Annotated in this window: 20 protein-coding genes; 11 read left to right on the top strand and 9 right to left on the bottom strand. The window is 62.8% G+C overall.

The window, feature by feature from the left end; genetic code table 11:
* Nucleotides 1-31 precede the first annotated feature (31 nt).
* The 5 genes from upp to E2583_RS18390 form a co-directional block, all read right to left on the bottom strand.
* The gene (gene upp, locus E2583_RS18410; protein ID WP_291597654.1) at nt 32-664 is read right to left on the bottom strand and encodes a uracil phosphoribosyltransferase; all 633 of its coding nucleotides are present in this window, start codon (nt 662-664) and stop codon (nt 32-34) included.
* Between the two features lie 110 nt (nt 665-774).
* Entirely contained in the window at nt 775-1,749 is a 975-nt protein-coding gene (locus E2583_RS18405; protein WP_291597653.1) for a threo-3-hydroxy-L-aspartate ammonia-lyase, read from the bottom strand.
* 182 nt (nt 1,750-1,931) lie between these two features.
* Nucleotides 1,932-2,828, bottom strand: coding sequence for an enoyl-CoA hydratase-related protein (locus tag E2583_RS18400; protein WP_291597652.1), 897 nt, complete (start codon nt 2,826-2,828; stop codon nt 1,932-1,934).
* A 172-nt stretch (nt 2,829-3,000) separates the two neighbouring features.
* Complete coding sequence (locus tag E2583_RS18395; RefSeq protein WP_291597651.1) at nt 3,001-4,575, bottom strand: methyl-accepting chemotaxis protein; 1,575 nt, start codon at nt 4,573-4,575, stop codon at nt 3,001-3,003.
* A 251-nt stretch (nt 4,576-4,826) separates the two neighbouring features.
* The gene (locus E2583_RS18390) at nt 4,827-6,362 is read right to left on the bottom strand and encodes a helicase HerA-like C-terminal domain-containing protein (RefSeq protein WP_291597650.1); all 1,536 of its coding nucleotides are present in this window, start codon (nt 6,360-6,362) and stop codon (nt 4,827-4,829) included.
* 80 nt (nt 6,363-6,442) lie between these two features.
* Here E2583_RS18390 and E2583_RS18385 point away from each other — a divergent pair, with 80 nt between their 5' ends.
* From E2583_RS18385 to rng, 7 genes are all read left to right on the top strand, one after another.
* Nucleotides 6,443-7,162, top strand: a complete 720-nt coding sequence (locus tag E2583_RS18385) for a YebC/PmpR family DNA-binding transcriptional regulator (RefSeq protein WP_291597649.1) — start codon at nt 6,443-6,445, stop codon at nt 7,160-7,162.
* A complete protein-coding gene (purD, locus tag E2583_RS18380; RefSeq protein WP_291597648.1) occupies nt 7,159-8,451 on the top strand; it encodes a phosphoribosylamine--glycine ligase in 1,293 nt (430 codons plus the stop codon). Before E2583_RS18385 ends, purD begins: the two co-directional genes overlap by 4 nt.
* The gene (gene hemF / locus E2583_RS18375) at nt 8,451-9,404 is read left to right on the top strand and encodes an oxygen-dependent coproporphyrinogen oxidase (RefSeq protein WP_291597647.1); all 954 of its coding nucleotides are present in this window, start codon (nt 8,451-8,453) and stop codon (nt 9,402-9,404) included. The genes purD and hemF overlap by 1 nt, the downstream gene beginning before the upstream one ends.
* A 249-nt stretch (nt 9,405-9,653) precedes the next feature.
* Nucleotides 9,654-10,316, top strand: coding sequence for a ribosome silencing factor (gene rsfS / locus E2583_RS18370; protein WP_291597646.1), 663 nt, complete (start codon nt 9,654-9,656; stop codon nt 10,314-10,316).
* On the top strand, nt 10,317-10,784 hold the full coding sequence (gene rlmH / locus E2583_RS18365; protein ID WP_003053899.1) for a 23S rRNA (pseudouridine(1915)-N(3))-methyltransferase RlmH: 468 nt from the start codon (nt 10,317-10,319) through the stop codon (nt 10,782-10,784).
* A 110-nt stretch (nt 10,785-10,894) separates the two neighbouring features.
* Complete coding sequence (locus E2583_RS18360) at nt 10,895-11,509, top strand: nucleoside triphosphate pyrophosphatase (RefSeq protein ID WP_291597644.1); 615 nt, start codon at nt 10,895-10,897, stop codon at nt 11,507-11,509.
* A 130-nt stretch (nt 11,510-11,639) separates the two neighbouring features.
* Nucleotides 11,640-13,127 carry a ribonuclease G gene (gene rng / locus E2583_RS18355; protein WP_291597643.1) on the top strand — a complete coding sequence of 496 codons (1,488 nt, stop codon included), beginning with the start codon at nt 11,640-11,642 and terminating at the stop codon, nt 13,125-13,127.
* Nucleotides 13,128-13,218: 91 nt separating this feature from the next.
* Here the strand turns inward: rng and E2583_RS18350 are convergent, their stop codons facing one another.
* The gene (locus tag E2583_RS18350; RefSeq protein WP_291597642.1) at nt 13,219-14,751 is read right to left on the bottom strand and encodes an NCS1 family nucleobase:cation symporter-1; all 1,533 of its coding nucleotides are present in this window, start codon (nt 14,749-14,751) and stop codon (nt 13,219-13,221) included.
* Between the two features lie 483 nt (nt 14,752-15,234).
* Between E2583_RS18350 and E2583_RS18345 the strand changes: the two genes are divergently transcribed.
* On the top strand, nt 15,235-15,909 hold the full coding sequence (locus E2583_RS18345; protein WP_291597641.1) for a GntR family transcriptional regulator: 675 nt from the start codon (nt 15,235-15,237) through the stop codon (nt 15,907-15,909).
* Nucleotides 15,910-16,155: 246 nt separating this feature from the next.
* Here E2583_RS18345 and E2583_RS18340 read toward each other — a convergent pair whose 3' ends face one another.
* A complete protein-coding gene (locus E2583_RS18340; RefSeq protein ID WP_291597640.1) occupies nt 16,156-17,946 on the bottom strand; it encodes an acyl-CoA dehydrogenase in 1,791 nt (596 codons plus the stop codon).
* A gap of 482 nt (nt 17,947-18,428) precedes the next feature.
* Between E2583_RS18340 and E2583_RS18335 the strand changes: the two genes are divergently transcribed.
* From E2583_RS18335 to E2583_RS18325, 3 genes are all read left to right on the top strand, one after another.
* Nucleotides 18,429-19,409: a quinone oxidoreductase gene (locus tag E2583_RS18335; RefSeq protein WP_291597639.1), complete on the top strand. Its 981-nt coding sequence runs from the start codon at nt 18,429-18,431 to the stop codon at nt 19,407-19,409.
* A gap of 91 nt (nt 19,410-19,500) precedes the next feature.
* A complete protein-coding gene (locus E2583_RS18330) occupies nt 19,501-20,157 on the top strand; it encodes a DsbA family protein (protein ID WP_291597638.1) in 657 nt (218 codons plus the stop codon).
* Nucleotides 20,126-20,479 (top strand): Rieske (2Fe-2S) protein, encoded by a 354-nt coding sequence (locus tag E2583_RS18325; RefSeq protein WP_291597637.1) that lies wholly within the window; start codon nt 20,126-20,128, stop codon nt 20,477-20,479. Before E2583_RS18330 ends, E2583_RS18325 begins: the two co-directional genes overlap by 32 nt.
* A gap of 124 nt (nt 20,480-20,603) precedes the next feature.
* On the opposite strand, the gene E2583_RS18320 is transcribed toward E2583_RS18325, so the two are convergent.
* Together E2583_RS18320 and E2583_RS18315 are read right to left on the bottom strand one after the other, a co-directional pair.
* Complete coding sequence (locus E2583_RS18320; RefSeq protein ID WP_291597636.1) at nt 20,604-21,716, bottom strand: porin; 1,113 nt, start codon at nt 21,714-21,716, stop codon at nt 20,604-20,606.
* A 245-nt stretch (nt 21,717-21,961) separates the two neighbouring features.
* Complete coding sequence (locus E2583_RS18315; RefSeq protein ID WP_291597635.1) at nt 21,962-23,014, bottom strand: tripartite tricarboxylate transporter substrate binding protein; 1,053 nt, start codon at nt 23,012-23,014, stop codon at nt 21,962-21,964.
* Nucleotides 23,015-23,112 lie beyond the last annotated feature (98 nt).

The following is a 23,112-nucleotide window of genomic DNA, read 5'->3' as shown; positions in this document are numbered from 1 at the left end:
CAGGGGCCTTTTCAAAGGGCGCTGTAGCTGTTTACTTGGTGCCGAAGATACGGTCGCCGGCATCGCCCAGACCGGGCAGAATATAGCCATGGTCATTGAGTTCGCGGTCCACGGCAGCGGTATAGATGTCCACGTCGGGATGGGCGGCCTGCATGGTCTTCACGCCTTCGGGGGCGGCCAGCAGGCACATGAACTTGATGGACTTGGGCGCGCTTTTGTCCTTGAGCTGCTGCACTGCGGCCACGGCCGAGTTGCCGGTGGCCAGCATGGGGTCAACGACGATCACGTCACGCTCGCACATGTTTTCGGGCATCTTGTAGTAGTACTCGACGGGCTTGAGCGTCTCGGGGTCGCGGTACAGGCCGATGTGGCCGATACGTGCGCCGGGAACCACGTTGAGCATGCCGTCCAGGAAACCGTTGCCTGCGCGCAGGATGGAGACCAGTGCCAGCTTCTTGCCGTCGATGACCCTGCCTGTCATTTTTTCCATGGGCGTTTCGATTTCGATGTCCTGCAACGGGAAGTCGCGCGTCAGCTCATAGGCCATCAATGTGGACAGCTCGCCCAGCATGCGGCGAAAGCTGTTGGTGCTGGCTTCCTTGCGGCGCATCAGCGTCAGTTTGTGCTGGACCAGAGGGTGGTCGATCAAATGCAAAGTGCTCATGTTCTTGGTCTTTGTGGTGAACGCAGGCAGGCCCGCTTGTTGCGGACTCGTGCTTGCAAAAACGGATCAGGCGGATGCGGGCCGGGCCGCAACGGACGCTATTTTCGCTGTCACTCCGACAGCAGGCTGGCAAAACGCTCTAAATCCACATTGCCGCCACTGATCAGGATGCCTACGCGCCGGCCCTTGAGCGGCAGGCCGCCGTTGATGGCGGCTGCCAGCGAGAGTGCGCCCGTGGGTTCGACCACGATCTTCATGCGCTCGGCGTAAAAGCGCATGGCGTCCACCAGTTGCTCGTCGTTGACGGTCAGCACTTCGTTGACGCGCTGCTGGATGACGGCAAAGGTCAGATCGCCCGCTGCCTGGGTCTGGGCGCCGTCCGCAATGGTGCGCGGGGTGGCGATCCTGACGATATGGCCGGCACGCAGCGACTGCTGCACATCGTTGCCGGCTTCGGGCTCGACGCCGATCACCTTGCATTGTGGAGCCAGGGCGTTGGCAGCCAGCAGACTGCCCGAGAGCAGGCCCCCGCCGCCCAGGCAGACAAACAGATAGTCCAGGTCCGGCACATCTTCGAGCAATTCCTTGGCCGCCGTGCCCTGGCCGGCGATCACGTCGCGGTGGTTGTAAGGAGGGATCAGTGTCATGCCACGCTCGGTCGCGAGCTTGTCGGCAATGGCTTCGCGGTCCTCGGTAAAACGGTTGTAGGTGACGACCTGGGCACCATAGCCGCGCGTGGCTGCCATCTTGGAGGCAGGAGCATCCTCGGGCATGACGATCAGGGCCGGCATGTCCAGCAGTTGGGCTGCCTGGGCAATGGCCTGCGCATGGTTGCCGGAGGAAAAGGCCAGTGCGCCTCCCTTGCGCTGCTCGGGCGTGAACTGGGCCAGGGCGTTGTAGGCGCCGCGAAACTTGAAGGCTCCGATGCGCTGCAGGTTCTCGCATTTGAAGAACAGGCGTGCGCCCAGCTGCTCGTCCATGGTGCGGCTGGTCAGCACCGGCGTGCGGTGGGCTACGCCCTGCAGGCGCTGGGCGGCGGCCACGACGTCGTCATAGGTGGGCAGGGGGGCGGTGTTTGTGCTCATGGCAGGACTGGTGAAGGTGGTGACCGGATCCATGATAGCGGGGCGTGGGCCACTTCAAGCCGAACTGCCGCGTTGCTGCATGCCATGGCGTCGATGGCCTGCAGCGGGCCATCCAGCAGTCCGAAGAATATGCGTGGACAAGCCGGGCAGCCCCTGCTTGGCAAGGGCGGGCAGCCATGCAATCAGGAATGCTTGCCCGGCTGTGCCAGCGTGGGTGCAAACGCCTGCAGCGGCTCCAGCGGCGGGAAATCGCCGGCGCGTTTGGCCTGCATGGCGCTCACGGCCTCCATGACATGGCGGTTGCTCCAGATGCCGCTCTGCACCCAGCCCATTTGCTGCAGCGAGTCGCTGACGCTGTGGTCGCGCGCGTAATCGATCACCTGCTTGCTGCCCCAGATGGCCACGGGCGGCTTGGCCGCAATTTCGTGCGCGCAGGCGAGAGCCGCGGTGACGGCAGCTTGGGGGGTGTCGTAGACGGCGTTGACCAGGCCGTGGCTGGCGGCCTCCTGCGCTGTCATGCGACGGCCGGTATAGGCCAGCTCCTTGACGATGCCCAGCGGCATCAGCTTGGGCAGACGCTGCAGGCTGCCCAGGTCGGCGGTCATGCCGATATTGATCTCCTGGACGCAGAAAAAGGCCTCGGCGCTGGCATAGCGTATGCAGGCCGTGGCCACCAGATCCAGTCCGCCACCCACGCAGGCGCCCTGGATGGCGCAGATCACGGGCATGCGCAGGGCTTCGATCTTGTTGAAGGTGGACTGCAGCTGGGCCAGGGTGTCGATGATGGCGGCGCGTCCTTCGGGCGTGCGGTCGTTGGGTGCAAAGTCGGGGTCGGCAAAGGTCTCGAGTGCCATGCCGGCACAAAAATGCTTGCCCGTGCTGCTGATGACCAGCGCACGCGACTGGCCGCTGCGATGCAGTGTGTCCAGCACCAGATCCAGCTCCTGCCAGAACCTGGGATTGAGGGTGTTGAAGTCATCGGGGCGGTTGAGCACCAGATGGGCGATATGGTCGGCCAGGTCCAGGCGAAAGCTGCGCAGACCGGCGGTCAGCAAGGTGTCGTCAGAGAGTTGGGGCATGCCGGCATGGTGTCCTGCGGCATCGACGGGGCCAGTCACCCCCGCGACTGCCGGCAGAAAAACGGCTAGGGTCAAACCCGCGGCACCAACGCCGACCCATGGGCGTCAGGGAGCGCCCGGCAGAAAAGCGCGTGGAACGACAGATGCACGAATCCTGCATCTGCCGTGCCGTTCAGGCCGCCAGGGCTGGCGCCTTGTCTGCCGCCTGGACCTTGAACACGGACACCATGCCGGTCAGGCGCTGGGCCTGGTCGCTCAGCGAGACTGCGGCCGCCGTGGATTCCTCGACCAGGGCGGCATTCTGCTGCGTCATCTGGTCCAGGTTGGTCACGGCCTGGTTGACCTGGCTGATGCCGTCATGCTGCTCCATGGCGGAGGCGCTGATCTCGCCAATCATGTCCGAGACCTTGCCGACGCTGCTGACGATTTCCTCCATCACGCGCCCCGCCTGGGAAACCTGGTCTGCGCCTTCCTGGGCGGCATCCACGGACGTGGTGATAAGCGCCTTGATCTCCTTGGCGGCCTCGGCACTGCGGTGGGCCAGGGCGCGCACTTCGCCGGCGACCACGGCAAAGCCCCGGCCTTGTTCGCCGGCGCGTGCGGCCTCGACTGCCGCGTTGAGGGCCAGGATATTGGTCTGGAAGGCGATGGAGTCGATCACGCCGATGATGTCGGAGATGCGGTGCGCGCTGTCGCTGATGCGTCCCATGCTGCTGACCACGGACTGCACCACATGGCCGCCGCGCTGGGCGACCTGTGCGGCATTGCCTGCCAGATGGTTGGCCTGGCGGGCCGTGTCAGAGGCCTGGGCGACGGTGGCAGTCAGCTGTTCCATGCTGGCTGCGGTTTCCTCAAGATTGGCGGCCGTCTGCTCGGTGCGTGCAGACAGGTCATGGTTGCCGGTGGCGATTTCGGCCGAGGCGGTGCTGATGGAGTGCACGCTGGTGCGCACATCGCTCACCAGGCTGCGCAACTGGGCCGCCATGGTCGAGACGGAGTTCAGCAGGCGGCCGAATTCGTCATGGCGTCCGTTGCCGGCGGTCACCGTGAGATCGCCCTGTGCAATGGCCTGGGTCAGCTCCACGGCTTCATTCAAAGGCTGGGTGATGGAGCGGGTCAGGGCCAGCGCCAGGCCCAGTGCGGCGGTCAGCACCAGGGCCTGTACCGCCCAGGACAGCCAGATCGCTTTTTGCTGCTCCTGATGCAGCTGAAGGCTGGCGGCGTCGCGCTGCTGCTCCTGCAGCTTCACAAACTCCTGCAGCGAATCGACATAACGGCCGATGGCGCCCAGATACTGCAGGCGGATGAAGTCGCGCATGGCGTCGATATCGCCGGTCAGCTTGATCTCGCGTGCCTGCTTGTTCAGCGCCAGGACTTCAGCGCGCACGGCTGCGATCTTCTGCAGGGCAGCCTTGTCGGCATCGCTTTGAGCCAGTTTGATGACCTGTGCCTGCAGCGCCCCGTTGATGGCCACGCCTTCTTTGACCCGCTCGTCCATGCGCTGGGTCAGCACGTCGTCGGTGGTCATATTGCTGGTGAGCACACGTTCGCCCGTGGTCTCCGTGGCGCCTTTCCACTGCACGGCGAGATTGATGCGATTGTCATAGTCGGCCAGGGTCTGCATGCCGGCTTGCAGGGCCTGGGTGGACGAGTGCTGGTTCCATAGCGAGACGGCCAGCATCATGCTCAGAAGCCCGCCCAAAGTGCACCACAGCTTGGTGGATACACGCCATTGATTGAATTGCATTGGCTGAAAACTTGCAAAAGCACTGCACGGCCGTAGCGTCCTGAAGGTCTGCGGCATGGCCGCGCAGCGTGGTTAGCGTGGAGGAAGGCTGTGCCTTCAGGCACAGCACCTGTCCAAGAGACTGGCGGCAGGCACCAGGAGTTGGATTCATTATGTATCGACATAATGACCAAGGCCTTGAGCTTTTTTTGCCTGGCGGCCGTAAAAAAGGCCTGCTGATGCAGGCCTGGAGAGGGGGAGCAAGCGCGTTCTCAGCGTTTCTTGTTGCCCAGAATGCCGCCCAGCACGCCGCGCAGAATTTCCTTGCCCAGGCTGTTGCCGACGGTGCGTACCGTGGACTTGGCCATGGTCTGTACCAGTCCGTCGTGCTGGCCGCCGCGCGGTCCGGTGCGCCCGAACAGCAGCTCCTTGAGTCCGTCGATCATGGCGTCTGCGGCGCCGCTTGGCGGGGGCGCTGCGGCAGCTCCGGCTGCGGCAGGGGCGTCGCCGGGCCTTGCGGGCACGGCGCTGGCTGTGCGGTCGCGCAAAATCTCGAAGGCCGATTCGCGGTCCACGGCTTTCTCGTAGACGCCGGCGACCAGGGATCCGTCGATCAGCGCCTTGCGCTGCTCGGGCGTGATGGGGCCGAGCTGGCTACCGGGAGGAATCACGAATACGCGCTCGGTCACGCTGGGTCGGCCTTTTTCGTCGAGGAAGCTGATCAGGGCCTCGCCGACAGCCAGCTCGGTGATGGCTGCGGCGATATCCAGGCCCGGGTTGGGGCGCATGGTGGAGGCGGCCGAGGCCACGGCCTTCTGGTCGCGCGGCGTGAAGGCGCGCAGGGCGTGCTGCACGCGGTTGCCCAGCTGGCCGAGCACGCTGTCGGGCACATCCAGAGGGTTCTGGGTGACGAAGTACACGCCCACGCCCTTGGAGCGCACCAGGCGCACCACCAGTTCGATGCGTTCGATCAGCACCTTGGGCGCATCGTTGAACAGCAAGTGGGCTTCGTCAAAGAAAAACACCAGTTTCGGCTTCTCGGGGTCGCCGATTTCGGGCAACTGCTCGAACAGCTCGGACAGAAGCCAGAGCAAAAAAGTCGAGTACAGGCGAGGCGCATTCATCAGCTTGTCGGCCGCCAGCACGTTGATCACACCCATGCCGTTGGCATCGGTCTGCATCAGGTCGTTGATGTCGAGCATGGGCTCGCCGAAGAACCGGTCTCCGCCCTGGCTTTCGATGGTCAGCAGGCCGCGCTGTATGGCTCCCACGCTGGCCGAGCTGATGTTGCCGTACTGGGTGGTGAACTGCTTGGCGTTGTCACCCACGAAGTTCAGCATGGCACGCAGGTCCTTGAGATCCAGCAGCAGCATGCCGTTGTCGTCGGCAATCTTGAACACCAGATTGAGCACACCCATCTGGGTCTCGTTCAGATTCAGCATCCGGCCAATGAGCAGCGGGCCCATGTCCGAGATCGTGGCGCGCACGGGGTGACCCTGCTCGCCGAACACATCCCACAGCGTGGCGGGGCAGGCAAGGGGCTGTGGCAGGGTCAGGCCCCGTTCCTTGAGCGAGGCGGCCAGCTTGCCTTCGATCCTGCCTGCCTGGCTGATGCCGCTCAGGTCGCCTTTGACGTCGGCCATGAAAACCGGCACGCCGATCTGCGAGAAGCTTTCGGCGAGTTTCTGCAGCGTGACGGTCTTGCCGGTGCCGGTGGCGCCGGTGATCAGGCCATGCCGATTGGCCAGTCCGGGCAGCAGGACACATTCTGTGGCAGAGTGCTGGGCAATCAAAAGGGGTGAAGCCATTTCGGGTTTCCTCTGGGGGGGCATGCAGTCAAAAGTAAAATCGCTCCCGCTAGGTTAAATCAAATATCAAAGGATTCCCTGTGGCAGGACACAGCAAATGGGCCAACATCCAGCACCGCAAGGGTCGCCAGGATGAAAAACGTGGCCGCATCTGGACGCGCATCATTCGCGAAATCATGGTCGCCGCCCGCCAGGGTGGGGGTGATCTGAGCGCCAACCCGCGTCTGCGTCTGGCGGTGGACAAGGCCAAGGCGGCCAACATGCCGGCCGACAATATCAAGCGCAACATCGACAAGGCCACGGGCAACCTCGACGGCGTGACCTATGAGGAAATCCGTTATGAAGGCTATGGCATCGGCGGTGCGGCCATCATCGTGGACACAATGACGGACAATCGCGTACGCACGGTGGCCGAAGTTCGTCACGCATTCAGCAAGTACGGCGGCAATATGGGGACCGAAGGCTCGGTGGCCTTCCAGTTCAAGCATGTGGGTCAGATCATGTTCGCCCCTGGCACGGACGAAGAAAGAGTCATGGAGATCGCCCTGGAAGCCGGTGCCGATGATGTGATCACCGATGAAGAAGGTGGCATCGAGGTGCTGACGGCCCCCGGCGACTTTGAAACCGTGCGCGATGCACTGCAGGCCGCCGGCTTTACCGCCGACATGGCCGAGGTGACCATGCGCCCCGAAAATACAATCGCTCTCGAAGGCGATGATGCAGCTCGCATGCAGAAGCTGCTGGACATGATTGAAGACTTGGATGACGTTCAGGACGTCTACCACAACGCAGAACTATGAAAATTCTTGTGATTGGCGGCGGTGGCCGTGAGCACGCTCTGGCGTGGAAGTTGGCCGAATCGCCCAAGGCGACCAAGGTCTATGTGGCTCCCGGCAACGGTGGCACCGCCTTGGCTGGCGGCAAGCTGGAAAACCTCCACATCACCGATGTGAAGGCTCTGCGCGAATGGGCCCAGGCCGAAAAGATTGCCGTGACGGTGGTCGGGCCCGAGGCTCCGCTGGCGGCCGGCGTGGTCGATGAGTTCCGTGCCCACGGACTCAAGGTCTTCGGTCCGACCAAGACGGCAGCCCAGCTGGAGTCGTCCAAGGCCTTCTCCAAGGACTTCATGGCGCGCCACAGCATTCCCACGGCGCAATATGAAACCTTCACCGACCCGGTTGCGGCCCATGCCTATGTGGACCGGCTCGGTGCGCCCATCGTCATCAAGGCCGACGGCCTGGCGGCCGGCAAGGGCGTGGTGGTTGCCATGTCGCTGCAGGAGGCCCACGATGCCGTGGACTTCATGCTGGTGGACAACAAATACGGCGTGCAACACAACGAAGGCGGTGCGCGCGTCGTGATCGAGGAATTCCTCGATGGCGAGGAAGCCAGCTTCATCGTGCTGTGCGACGGCAAGAACGTGCTGGCGCTGGCGACCAGCCAGGACCACAAGCGCCTCAAGGACGGTGACCAGGGGCCCAATACCGGCGGCATGGGCGCTTATTCGCCTGCCCCCGTGGTGACGGCCGATGTACATGCCCGCGCCATGCGCGAGATCATTCTGCCCACCATCCGTGGCATGGAAAAGGACGGCGTGCCCTACACCGGCTTTCTGTACGCGGGTCTGATGATCGACAAGGCCGGTCATCCCAAGACGCTGGAGTTCAACTGCCGCATGGGCGATCCGGAAACCCAGCCCATCATGATGCGTCTGAAGAGCGATCTGGTGGATGTGATGCTGGCTGCCTGCGAAGGCAAGCTGGATCAGCTGGAGCTGCAATGGGATCGCCGCACTGCACTGGGCGTGGTCATGGCCGCTGCCGGCTATCCCGAAGATCCGCGCAAGGGCGATGTCATCACGGGTCTGCCCGCTGCAGCCGACGATGCCATGGTCTTCCATGCCGGCACCCAGCTGGGCGATGACGGCCAGCCCGTGACCAGCGGTGGTCGCGTGCTGTGTGTGACCGTGCTGGCCGACAGTGTCAAGCAGGCGCAGCAGAAGGTGTATGACGTGGCACGTGGCATCCATTTCGATGGAGCCCAGTATCGCCGCGACATCGGCTTCCGCGCTGTCAAGAAGGCCGACTGATGATCCAGGCATCCTCCTCTTCTGTGGCTGATCAGCTGCCTGCGGCCGAGGTGCGTGAGTACCTGACGGGTCTGCAGACCCGCATCACCGAGGCGCTGGAAGCGATCGAAGGCGAGGGTGGTGGGCGCTTTCTGGCGGATGCCTGGCACAAGGAGCCGGGCGAGAAGCTGCAGGGCAACGGCGTCACCAAGATCATGGAGGGCGGGCGCGTGTTCGAGCGCGCTGGCTGCGGCTTCTCGCATGTGCGTGGGCCGCAGTTGCCGCCTTCGGCCACGCAGCACCGGCCCGAGCTGGCGGGGGCTCCGTTCGAGGCCATGGGAGTGTCGCTGGTGTTTCACCCGCGCAATCCCCTGGTGCCCACGGTGCACATGAATGTGCGCATGATCTCGGCCGGCCACTCGGACCAGCCCAGGACCTGCTGGTTTGGCGGCGGCATGGACCTGACGCCGGTCTACGGCTTCGAGGAAGATGCCGTTCATTTCCACCAGTGCTGCCGCGATGCGCTGTCGCCATTTGGCGAAGCGCTCTATCCACGCTTCAAGCAATGGTGTGACGAGTACTTCTTTCTCAAGCATCGCAACGAGCAGCGCGGCATTGGCGGCATTTTCTTCGATGATTTCAGCGAGCTGGGTCAGCAGCAGAGCTTTGCCATGCTGCGCTCGGTGGGCGATGCCTTTCTGAAGGCCTATCTGCCCATCGTGGAGCTGCGCCGGAATGCAGAGTACACGCAGCAGCAGGTGGATTTCCAGCGATACCGCCGTGGCCGCTATGTGGAATTCAACCTGGTTTGGGACCGTGGCACGCATTTCGGCCTGCAGTCCGGCGGTCGCACGGAGTCCATCCTGCTGTCCATGCCGCCCCATGCGGACTGGAGCTATCGGCGCGAGGATGCGCCCGGCACCCCCGAGCGTGAACTGCTCGAGAAATTCCTGATTCGGCGTGACTGGCTCTGACCCGCAGGCCCTCGTCCCACAGGTTGCGCTCCCCTGCGGATGGGGCATAAGGCCCCGTCAGCAGGGAAATTTTTAGAAAACTATAATTTCCATAGCTGGATGCGCGCTATCGACTGGCGCGTCAACCTTTTTCAATGCGTGAAGCGCACAGCCCCCGGCGGTCTGGATGCCCTCGCCAACCCAACCCTGATACGGGTGTGGGGCCGCACACGCTATATTGATCCCATCATTTACTGATTCCATCGCCTGATGACCACCTCCACCAAATCGGATTCCGCAGCCAAGCGCGACGTCACCAAACTCCAGCGCGCCATTGTTGACGGCCTCGAAGACGTCAAGGCCCACGACATCCAGGTGTTCAACACCGAAGCGCTGTCCCCGCTGTTCGAGCGCGTGATCGTGGCCTCGGGCACGTCCAACCGCCAGACCAAGGCACTTGCCTCCAGTGTGCGCGAAGCCGTCAAGGAAGCCGGGTTTCCCGTGCCCCGTCAGGAAGGCGAGCAAAACGGCGAATGGATCATCGTGGACTGCGGCTCGGTGGTCTGCCACATCATGCAGCCGGCCATTCGCCAGTACTACCGCCTGGAAGAAATCTGGGGCGAGACACCGGTGCGCATGAAGATCGGTGCGGCCAAGCCCAAGCCCGCCGAAGTGGCCGCCAAGAAACTGGCAGCCCGGCAGGCCGTGGACAAGGCCGCAGCGGAAAACACCGTGGTCGAGAAAAAGCCTGCGGCCAAGAAGGCTGCGGCCAAGAAGCCCGCCGCCAAGACAGCCGCCGGTGCCAAGCCAGCGGCCAAGAAGCCCGCTGCCAAGACGGTCAAGACCGTGGTCGTCAAGCCCAGCACTCCTCGTACGGCCAAGCCGGCTGCTGCCAAACCCGCCGCCAAGCGTGCTCCCCGCGCCAAGGCCTAAATGAAGCTGACCATCGTGGCCGTAGGTCTGCATGTGCCCGACTGGGCACAGACCGCCTACGACGATTACGCCAAGCGCTTTCCGCCCGAACTCAAGGTCGAACTCAAGGCCGTCAAGACGGAGCCGCGCGGCTCCAAGACGCTGGAGACCCTGTATGCGGCAGAGCGCAAGCGTATCGAGGCCGCCATCCCCAGAGGCACCCGCATCGTGGTGCTCGACGAGCGTGGCACCAATCTGACCACCAAGGCGCTGGCGCAGCGCCTCAAGGGCTGGCAGCTCGAGAGCGACGACGTGGCCCTGGTCATCGGCGGCCCCGACGGGCTGGACCCCGAGTTCAAGGCTGCGGCACACGAGCGCATCCGTCTCTCCGACCTGACCCTGCCGCATGCCATGGTGCGCGTGCTGTTGATAGAGCAGCTCTACCGCGCCTGGTCGGTCAATGCCGGTCATCCCTATCACCGCGAATAGGCGCTTGCGATCGGAGGCTGCGTGCAATTTCGCGCAGTGCGTGATACTATGATTTTGATAGCCTATGGCGCTTGATGTATGGGCGCTAGAGGCATTTTTTAATCAGAATCATGGCGCCATTCCTCTATCTTGCATCCCAAAGTCCCCGCCGCCGTCAGCTGCTCGAGCAACTGGGCGTGGCGCATCAATTGCTGCTGCCGAATGCGGCCGGCGATATCGCCGAGGATGCCGAGGCCATTGAGGCCGAGCGGGCCGGGGAAGACCCCCGTGACTATGTGCAGCGCGTGACGGCCGGCAAGCTCGATGCGGCCGTGGCCCGCCATGTGCGGCGCGCTCTGCCGGCGGCGCCCATCCTGTGCTCGGACACTACCGTGGCCTTGGGGCGGCAGATTCTGGGCAAGCCCGCAGACGCCGGGGATGCGCGCCGCATTCTGCGTCTGCTGTGCGGGAGGGAGCATGAGGTGCTGACCGCCGTGGCGCTGCAAAGCGGAGCCCTGCGTCTGCAGGCCCTGTCGGTGTCCACTGTGCGCTTTGCGCCCATGACCGAGGCACAGATCGATGCCTATGTGCTCACCGGCGAGCCCTTGGGCAAGGCCGGCGCCTATGGCATACAGGGCAGGGCGGCCGCACATATTGCAGAGATTCGTGGCAGCTATTCGGCCATCATGGGCCTGCCGGTTTACGAAACGGCCGGGTTGTTGCGCCAGCTGGGCTGGCCGCTCTGACCCATTGGCGCAATCGACACTCGCGGACCCCCAGGGAAGGTCTGCATGGCAGCTGTCTTGTGCCAGCCATGCGTGCGTCGCACACTGGGCGCAGCAAACGCCAGGACATATCAAGAAAGAACGACAGTCAATGCAGCAAGATATTCTGATCAACTGGTCGCCGCAGGAGACGCGCGTGGCGATTGTCGAAAACGGTGCCGTGCAGGAGCTGCACATGGAGCGACCGCTGGAGCGGGGGCTTGTCGGCAACATCTATCTGGGCAAGGTCTCGCGCGTGTTGCCCGGCATGCAGTCCGCCTTCATCGACATTGGCCTGGAGCGTGCGGCCTTTTTGCATGTGGCCGATGTCTGGCAGCGCCAGGAAAACGGCGAAGCACCGATGTTTGCGCGCAAGGACCAGCCGCTGACGCCCATCGAAAAGCAGGTGTTCGAAGGACAGTCCATCATGGTGCAGGTCATCAAGGACCCCATAGGGACCAAGGGGGCACGTCTGTCCACGCAGATCAGCATTGCCGGGCGACTGCTGGTGTTTCTGCCGCAGGACGACCATATCGGCATCTCCCAGAAGATTCCCCAGAACGAACGCGATGCCTTGCGTGCCCGTCTGCAGGAGCTGGTCGGCACCAAGGACGGCGGCGGGGGGGGCGGTTTCATTCTGCGCACCAATGGCGAGGAATCCAGCGATGCCGAACTGGCCGACGACATCCGCTATCTGCGCAAGACCTGGGCGCGCATCAAGGATGCGGCACAGAAGCTGCCCGTGATGTCGGTGCTGCACCAGGATCTGAACCTGCTGCAACGGGTGCTGAGGGACCTGGTCGGCGAGAACACCCAGAGCATTCGCATCGACTCGCGCGAGCAGTTTGCGCTGCTCAAGAGCTTTGGCCAGGAGTACATGCCGGCGGCGGTGCCCAAGCTGGCGCTCTACAAGGGCGAGCGGCCGATCTTCGACCTCTACAACATCGACGAGGAAATCGCGCGTGCGCTGGGTCGGCGGGTGGACCTGAAGTCGGGCGGCTACCTGATCGTCGATCAGACCGAAGCCCTGACCACCATCGATGTCAACACGGGCGGCTATGTCGGTGCGCGCAATTTCGACGACACCATCTTCAAGACCAATCTGGAGGCGGCGCACGCCATCGCGCGTCAGTTGCGGCTGCGCAACCTGGGCGGCATTGTCATCGTGGACTTCATCGACATGGTGCGCGAGGAGCATCAGGTCGAGGTACTTTCCGAATTCCGCCGTCAGCTGGCACGTGATCGCGTCAAGACCATGGCCGGCGGGTTCTCGCAGCTGGGCCTGGTGGAGATGACGCGCAAGCGCACGCGCGAGTCGCTTGCCCATATGCTGTGCGAGCCCTGTGCGGCCTGCTCCGGCAAGGGCAATGTCAAGACCGCGCGCAGCATCTGCTACGAGGTGCTGCGCGAAATCCTGCGCGAAGCCCGCCAGTTCAATCCCCACGAGTTCCGCATCGTGGCCTCCCCCAAGGTGGTGGAGATGTTCCTCGACGAGGAAAGCCAGCATCTGGCCAGCCTCTCCGACTTCATCGGCAAGCCCATTTCGCTGCAGGCCGAGACTGCGATGGCCCAGGAGCAGTACGACATCGTGCTTTTGTGAGGCGCAGGTAGCGCCGCGAGAGCGGCGAACTCGAGCGTGCCGCAAGAAAGGAGGTGCCTGGGAGCCTCCTTTCCTGTGTCTGCGAGATGCTTCAGTGCCTGGCCGCGGCCACCGCGATGGCTTCGCCATCCTGATCGGCGTAGGTCAGTCCCTTGGGAGCGACCAGCCAGTAGAAGAAGGCCCCCAGTCCTGCGGCAATGAACCAGGAGAATGCGGAGACGGACTGGAGATAGGGCACAAAGGCGAAGAGCAGCGAGATCAGGGCTGAGGGAATCAAGGCCTGGATGGCCCTCGGGTTGAAGCCGTTGCGATAGTGGTAGGGGCCGTTCGCATGCTGGGTGTAGAGCGCCACGACATCCACGCGTTGCTTGCGGATCAGCCAGTAATCGGCCATGACGATGCCGAACAGGGGCCCCAGCAGGGAGCCCAGACCACCGAGGAAATACACGATCACCACGGGCGAGCTGTACAGGTTCCAGGGCAGGATGACAAAGCCAAGAATGGCACTGACCAGTGCGGCCTTGCGGAAGTTGAGCTTTCTGGGCAGCAGATTGGTCAGAGCCAGCGCGGGTGCCACAAAGTTCGCCATCAGGTTCACCGCAATGGTCAGGATGATCAGCGCAAAGCTGGCCAGGATCAGCAGAGGCTTGCTGGGAATCTTCTGGATGATGTCCACGGGGCTGTTGATGAGCGAGCCATCGATGGAAAGCTGGCCGCCGGTCAGGATCACGACGACCAGACCGAAGACCATCATGTTGATGGGAATGCCCCAGAAATTGCCCTTGATCACTGCGCTGCGCGAAGTGGTACCCCGGGTGAAATCGCAGAAATTCAGCACAAAGGTGCCGTAGAGAGCAACCCAGAGCGAGGCGGCTCCGAGAATCTGCACCCACTTGGAACCCTGGGCCTGAACCGAGGGGGCCGACCAGTGCAACTGCCCGCCCGAGCTGTAGAGAATCCAGCCCGCTAGAGCAATAAAGGTCATGAAGATCACCGGGCCCGCGAAGGCCTCGTACTTGCGGATGCTCTCCATGCCCCAGCAGGCGATGACGACCTGGACGACCCAGAGCAGCGTGAAGCTGATCCAGCCCAGCAGCGGCAACCCCAGCAGCGTCTGCTCCGTCAGGGGCTGCGATTGCGGCAGCAGCATCACTACCAGCACGTCGAGCACCTTGGAGGCCAGATAGGTCTGGATGCCAAACCAGGCGATCGCCACGCCGCCGCGTATCAGCGCCGGTATCTGAGCGCCGCGCGTACCGAAGCTGATTCGACTCATCACAGGGAAGGGCACGCCTGTCTTGCAGCCCATGAAGCCCGACAGGTTCAGAAGCGCGAAAAGAAATGCCGCACCCAGCAGCAGCGCTGTCAGTATCTGTCCGCCGCTGAAGCCCAGGGCAAACAGGCCGATGGCAAACGAGTAATTGCCGAGGTTGTGTACATCGTTGACCCACAGGGTGAAAAGGCTGTAGGCCCCCCAGGACCGACCTTCTTTCGCGGTGGGAGCCAGATCCGCGTTGTAGAGCTCGGGTGAGACCCCTGTCGGCAGGGTTTCATGCTGCTTTGGCGCTGCAGTGCTCGGGCCGGGGGCGAAGTGGCCGCCTTCGTTGATTGCTAGGTCTCTCATTTATTGCCTTTGTAGGGAGCAACCACGTGTCCGGTGCAACGGCTTTCCTCAGGCAATTTGTTCCATCTCACCTGGACAACGTGGCATTGGCACGCCAGCGTGGTTGGACGCGTTGCATGCACTCCGATGCTTTGGAGATGAGAGAACAAGTGTCACGCTTGAATATCATCTTGTATACATCGAATCAGCCGAAAAATGTATACAAGCCTCCAAGGGCCTGGATTGGTGGGAACCCTTGGTCATTGGAGTGCCTACAAATAGTTCCGAATAGCCTGGCGTGCCGCTGCACAGAGGCGGGGACGGCGATACGGGACTGCAGCAGGAGTGCCTTGCCACGCGAGGTGGGAACGGCGTAAGCAACGGTAAACTGCAGTCTGCTGCGGATGAACCTCTCCGTGGCGTCCCGAGCAGCAGCGATGGACGGTGTCCCATGCTGCGCGTTGCCCTGTTGATGGAACGGAGAGCCATGCCGAAGGTAGTGCTGTGATTGCGAAGACCAAGATTGCCGAGCGTCTGATCGAGTCCATCCTGACCGGCAGATTGCGCCCCGGAGTGAGGCTGGGAGAGCAGGACATCGCCGACATGTTTGAGGTCAGTCGCACCCTGGTGCGCGAAGCACTGATCCAGCTTCAGGCGCGGGGCTTTGTCGAGGTGCGCTCCCGTGTCGGGTGGTATGTGGCCGAGCCCTCTTTCGAAGAAGCCCGGGAGACCTATGCCGCTCGGCGCGTCATCGAGCCGGGCATGCTGCGCGATGCGGGCAAGCCTCTGCAGACCGCGCTCACGCGCCTGCGCCAGCATATTGCGCAGGAGCAGGAGTCGATTGCTGCCGACGATGCCGCCGAGCGCAGCGCACTGCTCGCGGACTTTCATATCTGCCTGGCCGAATGCCTGGGCAATCGTTTTCTGTCCTCAATGATCGTCGATCTGTCGGCAAGGTCGATGCTAGCTGCGGCGCTTTACCACTCGAAGACCGAGGCCCAGGTCTCCAATGACGATCATGCGGCCATCGTCGAGGCACTCGCCGAAGGCGATAACGCCAGGGCCGAGCAACTGATGATTGCGCATATCGATGCCCTGACGTCGCGTCTGGACGAGGGGCTTGCCGCCAACGGGCGGGAGCGCGACCGCCTGCGCGCCATCCTGATCGCGCAGCACTAGCGCACCGCTGCCATCCCGCACCGAGCGGAGCGGGGAGGCCGGAAAGCCCGCATCGTCAATGGCCCTCGGCGACGGGCGCTGGCAGTCCAGGCAGCGGCGACGGCCTGGAAATTGGAGAATAACCGGTTCCGTGGTGTTTTTGATTCAAAAAACATAGCGGCTAGCGCTTTTTTTATCAGTGCTAGCCGCCATTTTCAACCATTTCCTGATGCAGCAGGGCGTGGTTGCCCGCCGTCAGGTGCAGGATCAGAACAGTTCCATGGGCAATGCCATCACGCTGGCCGCACCGTTGATCACGGCATCGGCCTGGCCGGGCACCCGGGACAGAATATGCTCGACATAGAACTGTGCTGTGGCCAGCTTGGCCTGCATGAAGGCCGTGTCCTGGCCCTTGGCCAGCAGGTCTTGCGCAGCCAGCACCGAGCGGCCCAGTTGCCAGCCGGCGACCAGATTGCCGGTGAGCATCAGATAGGGGACGCTGCCGGCATAGGCCGCATTGGGGTCGGCCTTGGCCTGGGCCACGATGAAGTCCACCACCTGCACAAAGGCCTCGCGGGCCTGGGCCAGATTCCTGGCGACCACCTTGGCCGTGTCGGTACCGGTGGCGATGAGAGCCGCCTCGGTCTTCTCGATCTGGGCGGCAATCGCCTTGGCGGTCTGGCCGCCATCACGCGCTGTCTTGCGGCCGACCAGGTCGTTCGCCTGGATGGCGGTCGTGCCTTCATAGATGGTCAGGATCTTGGCGTCTCGGTAGTACTGTGCGGCGCCGGTTTCCTCGATGAAGCCCATGCCGCCATGCACCTGCACGCCCAGGCTGGTGACTTCCAGGCTCATTTCGGTGCTGTATCCCTTGACCAGGGGCACCATGAATTCATAGAAGGTCTGGTTGGCCTGGCGCACCTCTGCGCTGGGATGGTGGTGGGCGGCGTCGTAGGCCGCAGCAGCCGTGGTGGCCATGGCGCGGCAGCCCTCGTTGCTGGCACGCATGGTCATCAGCATGCGGCGCACATCGGGGTGGTGGATGATGGTGGCGCTGGCCTTGACCGAGCCGTCGACGGGGCGGCTTTGCACGCGTTCCTTGGCGTAGGCCACGGCGTGCTGGTAGGCGCGCTCGGCCACGGCCAGGCCCTGCAGGCCCACGGCATAGCGGGCGGCGTTCATCATGATGAACATGTATTCGAGGCCGCGGTTCTCTTCACCGACCAGATAGCCGATGGCGCCGCCGTTGTCGCCATACTGCAGCACGGCGGTTGGCGATGCCTTGATGCCCATCTTGTGCTCGATGCTGACGCAGTGCACATCGTTGCGCTCGCCCAGGGTGCCGTCCTGGTTCACGAGGAACTTGGGCACGACAAACAGGCTGATTCCCTTGACGCCCTCGGGCGCACCGGCCACGCGGGCCAGCACGAGGTGGACGATGTTGTCCGCCATATCGTGCTCACCATAGGTAATGAAGATCTTGGTGCCGAAGACCTTGTAGCTGCCGTCCCCCTGAGGCTCGGCCCTGGTGCGCACCAGGGCCAGATCGGAGCCGGCCTGGGGTTCGGTCAGGTTCATGGTGCCGGTCCACTCGCCGGTCACGAGCTTTTCCAGGTAGGTGGACTTGAGCGCATCGCTGCCTGCCGTGAGCAGGGCCTCGATGGCGCCGTCGGTCAGCAGCGGGCACAGCGCAAAGCTCAGGTTGGCGCTGTTGAGCATCTCGATACAGGCTGCACCAATGGTCTTGGGCAGGCCCTGGCCGCCAAAGTCGGCAGGGTGCTGAAGGCCTTGCCAGCCGCCTTCGGCGTACTGCCTGAAGGCATCGGCAAAGCCGGGAGTCGTTGTGACGACGCCATCCTTGAAGGAAGAGGGATTGACATCGCCCGGCACATTCAGGGGTGCGACCACGCCTTCGCAAAGCTTGGCGCATTCTTCGAGAACGGCCTGCGCGGTCTCCAGCCCCGCATCTTCAAAGCCGGGAATCTGGGCGACCTGCTCGATCTGGGCCAGATGCTCCATGTCGAACAGCATGTCTTTGATGGGCGCTTTGTAGGTCATCGTCTCTGTTTCCTTGAATGCTGGCCCGGCTGGCTGCCAGACCTGGGTTGTGCCTTGGATTGTTGGGGATGTTGCCTGCCACGGATGGCAGGGGCTTCCCTCGACTTCATGTCCAGCACCTGGCATGAATGCCAGGTCCTCGCATTGGTTTGACGTTTACGTAAACGGAATGATTCTAGAGGCTGGGACGGGCTTGCCGCAGTCACAGACGCGCAATATGGTGGGCAACGCTTGCGGCAGGCTTTCAATCAAAGAGAAACTTTGAAGTAATTTTTTGGCCTGATATTTACCAGTGGTGTCGCGTAAAGACAAGAGAGCGGCGTTCTCGGGAAATGCCTTGCAGGCGAATTCCCATAAATTCAGTCCAGTCTGAATGGAGAGATAGCGGGGATATGGCTTAAGTCATTGATTCGTATCGAATCTGTTCGAGGTGAGGGCGTGTTCCGTATCACCTTTCGATTGGTATCTGACTGGGAGTTTGTATGGCAAAAGTAATCCGTTATCACGAAGTTGGCGGCCCCGAGGTGTTGCGACAGGAAGACATTGAAGTCGGCCAACCCGGTCCGGGTCAGGTCCGCCTCAAGCAGGGCGCTGTGGCCTTGAACTTTGCCGATACCTATTTCCGCTCCGGTCTGTATCCCGCGCCTTTGCCCGCGGGCGTGGGCAGCGAGGCTTGCGGCACCATCACGGCCGTGGGCGACGGCGTGACGGATTTCAAGGTCGGCGACCGCGTGACCTATACCGGCGCGCTGAACACCATAGGCGCTTACGCCACGGAGCGCCTGATTTCTGCTGCTCCCCTGATCCGTCTGCCTGACAACATCAGCTTTGAAACCGCAGCGGCCATCACCATGCGTGGACTGACCGCGGCCTACCTGATGCGCCGCATCTGGGACTTCAAGAAGGGCGACACCATCCTGCTACACGCTGCAGCCGGTGGCGTGGGTCTGCTGGTGTCGCAGTGGGCCAAGCTGGAAGGCCTGAACGTGATCGGCACAGTCTCCAGCGATGCCAAGGCCGAAGTGGCCAAGGCGAACGGCTGCGTTCACACCATCAACTACAGCCATGAAGATGTGGCCAAGCGCGTGCGTGAGCTGACCGATGGCGTGGGTGTGAATGCCGTCTTCGACAGCGTGGGCAAGGACACTTTCGAGGGATCGCTCAACAGCCTGAAGGTGCGCGGGCTGATGGTCTGTCTGGGCACGGCGTCGGGCTCCATTGCACCATTCAACCCGCAGATTCTGGCCGGCAAGGGCTCGCTCTTCCTGACGCGTCCTGCATCGGCGCATTACATCGCCGACCCCGCGGAGCGTGCAGAGCTGGCCAACGAGTTGTTCGCCCATGTGGCCGAAGGCCGTATCAAGGTGGATATCAGCAATCGCTATGCGCTGGAAGACGCCGTGCAGGCTCACCGCGACCTGGAAGCACGCAAGATTGTGGGATCGGCCATCTTCACGCTCTGAGATATCGAAGGCCGCACTTCGGTATGAAAAGGGCTGAGCCATTCAGCCTTTTTTGCATCAACCTTGGTGACTGCCCAAAGAGATAGATGTCATGACTCAAAGCTCTGCTGCAACGACACTGCAGGTCGACTTTTCGCTGGACCTGATCTGCCCCTGGTGCTGGATCGGTCTGCGCAATCTGCTGGCCGCCCGTGAGATGCTGCTGGCCAGATATCCCGACCAGCAGCTTGCAATCCATTGGCATGCAGACACTCTGCTGCCCCAGATCCCGGAGCATGGAGTGCCTTACCAGGCCTTCTACGAAGCCCGGCTCGGCAGTCCCAGAGCCGTGGAGGTTCGCCGTGCCCAGGTACGTTCGGCGGCCCACGCGGCGGGTCTGCAGATCAATCATGCGCTGATTGAAACCTTCCCCAGCACGCGCCTGGTTTGTGCGTTGGTCAACTACGCCCAGACTCTGCTCGATGGCGAATCCATGATCCGCTTTGTGGAGTCCATCTTTGCCGCTTACTTTGTGCAGGGCCGCGATATAGGCTCGGTCATGGTGCTGCGGCAGCTGGCGCATTCGGCGGCACTGGACTGGAATCCTTCCCGCTTTGATGCGCTGCGCTGCCAAAGCGAGGCCAGTCATACCGGCGGCGTGCCGCATATGGTGTTCAACCAGCGTCTGCAGGTGACGGGCGCGGTGGCGCCTGCGGAGCTGCTGCGCGCCATGGAGCATGCCCGTGTTGCCGACAGCATCTTCGCCTGATACCGCATTGCTGGCTGCCGGCGCCGTGCGGGATTTGCCGCCTGGCGGGCGCAAGCTGGTTTTCACGCCTGGCGGCCAATGCATCTTGCTGCTGAATGCCGAAGGCGAGTTCTATGCCTTGGAGAACAGCTGCCCGCATGCGGGTGCCTCCATGGCCGGCGGAAATTGCGAAGCTCATGTGCTGAGTTGCCCCGCGCATGGACTCCAGTTCGATATCCGCAGCGGCAAGTGCACGGCATCGCCGCAGATGACGATTCCTCTCTACGAAGTCCTGGTCAGGGAGGGACTGCTCTGGCTCAAACCGCCTGACAACTGTTGCTGAACCATCGAGCGCTGATGTGCGATGAAAAAGGCCCGCAGATTATCTCTGCGGGCCTTTTTCTATGGTTTCAGGATTGATGCCCTCTGGCCGGCAACCGGCAGGTGCCAGTTGCCATGGACGGGACTCAGAACGTGTGGCGAATGCCGATGTCGAAGCCCGAGGCATTGCCGCCAGCGACCGGGATCGGGCCCTGCAGAGCACCCGTGGCCACCGGCAGGTTGATGCTGCCGCGATTGTCTACATAGGCATAGGTGCCGTAGAGGGCAGTGCGCTTGGAGAGGTTGTGCACATAGCCCACGGCGTACTTGTTGGAGCTGCTGCCGCTGTTGTCGTTGCGGCTCAGGCGCATGAAGCTCATGGGGATGTTGTCGTTGCCGACCTTCCAGATGGCGCCCAGCTGCCAGTAGCGCACATGGTTGGCGTTGTCCAGGCTTGCCAGGCGGTTGCCGGTGCGGTGATCGGCAGCCAGAACCATGAGGCGGTGACCCTCCCAGAGGTAGGAAGCGGCGGCATTGATCTGCCTGTAATCGTCGGCGGCACGGTTCTTGGTGGTTGTGATGGCGACGGCTGCATCCCAGTTATCGCCGCCATAACCCAGGCGTGCACCATGGACGCGGCCGTCCTGACGGTTGGGGCCGGCATCGTTTTCGCCGAATGCCACCATCAATTGATAGAACAGTCCCTTGCAACTCGAGCTGGAGCAGCCGGGCGAGAGGTAACCAATGCTGTTCGACGCCCGAAAGCCCGTCACCGTCGTGCCGTGCAGCACATGCAGGCTCATGCCCACGCCCAGGCGAAAGGGGTCGTAGTTGAACATGTTCCAGAAGGCGGGCACATAGTCGCGGCCCAGACGTACCTCGCCCCATTGCTTGCTCTGCAGATAGACCAGGGACTTGCGGTTGAAGCTCAGGCCGTTGCTGCTGCCCGCTCCCGAGGCCTGGTTGTTGGTGTTGGAGGCCTGGCCGGTACCGTTGTCGGTATTGAGGCCCGCTTCCAGATCAAAGCCGGCGGCCAGACCGCTGCCGAGGTCTTCGCGGCCCCGAAAGCCCAGACGGCTGGCCTGATTGCCGCTGGAGGTCAGCATCTGGCGCGAGCCTGCGCCCGCGCCGCGGTAGTTGGATACGGCCATATCGACCACGCCGTAGACCTGCACCGACGATTGTGCCGAGACCGCCAGCGGCGCCAGCGCGCATGCGAAAGCGCCTAGCGTATTGAAAGCCATTTTTTTTGTAGTCATTCATGTCTCCGTGAACCGTTGAAAAAGATGCCTGATGGCAAACCGACGAAAAACGCAGCAGGGCAAAGCTAGACCCGGACCCGGGCCTGGGGATGGGTTGAAGGCGCAGGCAAGCCCCGGCTCGAATCCCGCAAAAGGGCTTGAGCCGGGTGCAGCCGCCCACGGTGCCGAGGGGCACCGGGCAGAGGTCTTGAATCAGATAGGTAATGGAGCCGCTTGAGAGCAATTGCTCAAGGGCCCGGGCCTCAGTTCTCGGGCTTGTAGCCTATGGACTTGAGCAGGGCCGCCTGCTTGCGGCTGGCTTCTTTGAGGTCGGTCGTCATGTCGGCTGTGCTCAGCGGCTGGCCGGGCTCCATGCCCAGCGAAGCGAGCTGTTTGAGAACGGCCTCCTTGCGGAAATGCGCCAGCGCTACATCCCGCAGCTTTTGCTGGATGGCTGCCGGGGTTTGCGGATGGGACCACACGGCAAACCAGCCTGGTTTGGAAAGCTGGGGGTAGCCGAGCTCCGTAAAGGTCGGCACCTCGGGCAAAGTCTGCAGACGGCTCGGGTAGACGACTGCCAGCGCCTTGATCTTGCCGCTGCGAATCAGGGGCAGCGAAGTGGTGACTCCATCGAACATCACAGGGATATGGCCCCCCATGAGGTCCACCAGAGCAGGGGGCGAGCCCTTGTAGCCCACATGGCGCATATTGATCTTGGCCAACTGGCCGAGCAGCATGCCCGAGGTGTGCCCCTTCAGGCCCGTGGCGTAGGAGGCAAAGTCCACGCCGTCGCGTTGCTGCCTGGCGTAGCTGATGAATTCGGGCAGGGTCTGAAAAGGCAGGTCCTTGTTGGCGACCATGACCAGACCGGTGCGTGTGAGCTGGGCCAGTGGCGTCAGGTCCTTGAACGGGTCGAAGCTGACTTTCTGGGCCTGCGGTGCCTCGCTCAGCGCTCCGTCCTGAATCACCAGGAAGGTGTAGCCGCTCTTTCCATGCGACTTGAGGTCCTGGATGCCGATGGCTCCCGAGGCTCCGGGCTTGGACTCCACGATCACGGGCTGCTTGAGCTCCTGCGTCATGCCCTCTGCCAGCAGGCGGGCCAGGGTGTCGGCCGTGCCGCCGGCAGGCCCGGTGACGATCAGGCGTATGGGCTTGGTCGGCCAGTCTGCGGTCTGCCCGGCCTGTGCGGGCAGGGCCAGGCCGGCGGCCACGGCCATGACGGCCAGGCCCAATTTCCGGCGTAGTGCGCTGGCTGCCGCCGTCCGAGAGCCAGCGGTGTTCACTGAATTGCGCGAGGCGGGTGTTCTTGCCTTCATTGCTTGTCTCCTGCAACGGGGAGATCTGGCTCCCCATCTGCGCGCACCTTTTATATATTGTGGGTGGCTGCGCATTCATCGTGATGGTTATCGGGCGG

This window comes from Comamonas sp. (assembly GCF_009360615.1).
Lineage (GTDB): Bacteria > Pseudomonadota > Gammaproteobacteria > Burkholderiales > Burkholderiaceae_C > Comamonas.
Note: the sequence above shows the minus strand (reverse complement) of the source record. Positions and strands in the feature narration are given on the sequence as shown.

Coding starts and splice junctions, on each gene's coding strand:
- upp (WP_291597654.1), bottom strand. CDS start 664: ATGAGCACTTTGCATTTGATCGACCACCCTCTGGTCCAGCACAAACTG.
- E2583_RS18405 (WP_291597653.1), bottom strand. CDS start 1,749: ATGAGCACAAACACCGCCCCCCTGCCCACCTATGACGACGTCGTGGCC.
- E2583_RS18400 (WP_291597652.1), bottom strand. CDS start 2,828: ATGCCCCAACTCTCTGACGACACCTTGCTGACCGCCGGTCTGCGCAGC.
- E2583_RS18395 (WP_291597651.1), bottom strand. CDS start 4,575: ATGCAATTCAATCAATGGCGTGTATCCACCAAGCTGTGGTGCACTTTG.
- E2583_RS18390 (WP_291597650.1), bottom strand. CDS start 6,362: ATGGCTTCACCCCTTTTGATTGCCCAGCACTCTGCCACAGAATGTGTC.
- purD (WP_291597648.1), top strand. CDS start 7,159: ATGAAAATTCTTGTGATTGGCGGCGGTGGCCGTGAGCACGCTCTGGCG.
- hemF (WP_291597647.1), top strand. CDS start 8,451: ATGATCCAGGCATCCTCCTCTTCTGTGGCTGATCAGCTGCCTGCGGCC.
- rsfS (WP_291597646.1), top strand. CDS start 9,654: ATGACCACCTCCACCAAATCGGATTCCGCAGCCAAGCGCGACGTCACC.
- rlmH (WP_003053899.1), top strand. CDS start 10,317: ATGAAGCTGACCATCGTGGCCGTAGGTCTGCATGTGCCCGACTGGGCA.
- E2583_RS18360 (WP_291597644.1), top strand. CDS start 10,895: ATGGCGCCATTCCTCTATCTTGCATCCCAAAGTCCCCGCCGCCGTCAG.
- rng (WP_291597643.1), top strand. CDS start 11,640: ATGCAGCAAGATATTCTGATCAACTGGTCGCCGCAGGAGACGCGCGTG.
- E2583_RS18350 (WP_291597642.1), bottom strand. CDS start 14,751: ATGAGAGACCTAGCAATCAACGAAGGCGGCCACTTCGCCCCCGGCCCG.
- E2583_RS18340 (WP_291597640.1), bottom strand. CDS start 17,946: ATGACCTACAAAGCGCCCATCAAAGACATGCTGTTCGACATGGAGCAT.
- E2583_RS18335 (WP_291597639.1), top strand. CDS start 18,429: ATGGCAAAAGTAATCCGTTATCACGAAGTTGGCGGCCCCGAGGTGTTG.
- E2583_RS18330 (WP_291597638.1), top strand. CDS start 19,501: ATGACTCAAAGCTCTGCTGCAACGACACTGCAGGTCGACTTTTCGCTG.
- E2583_RS18325 (WP_291597637.1), top strand. CDS start 20,126: ATGCCCGTGTTGCCGACAGCATCTTCGCCTGATACCGCATTGCTGGCT.
- E2583_RS18320 (WP_291597636.1), bottom strand. CDS start 21,716: ATGACTACAAAAAAAATGGCTTTCAATACGCTAGGCGCTTTCGCATGC.
- E2583_RS18315 (WP_291597635.1), bottom strand. CDS start 23,014: ATGAAGGCAAGAACACCCGCCTCGCGCAATTCAGTGAACACCGCTGGC.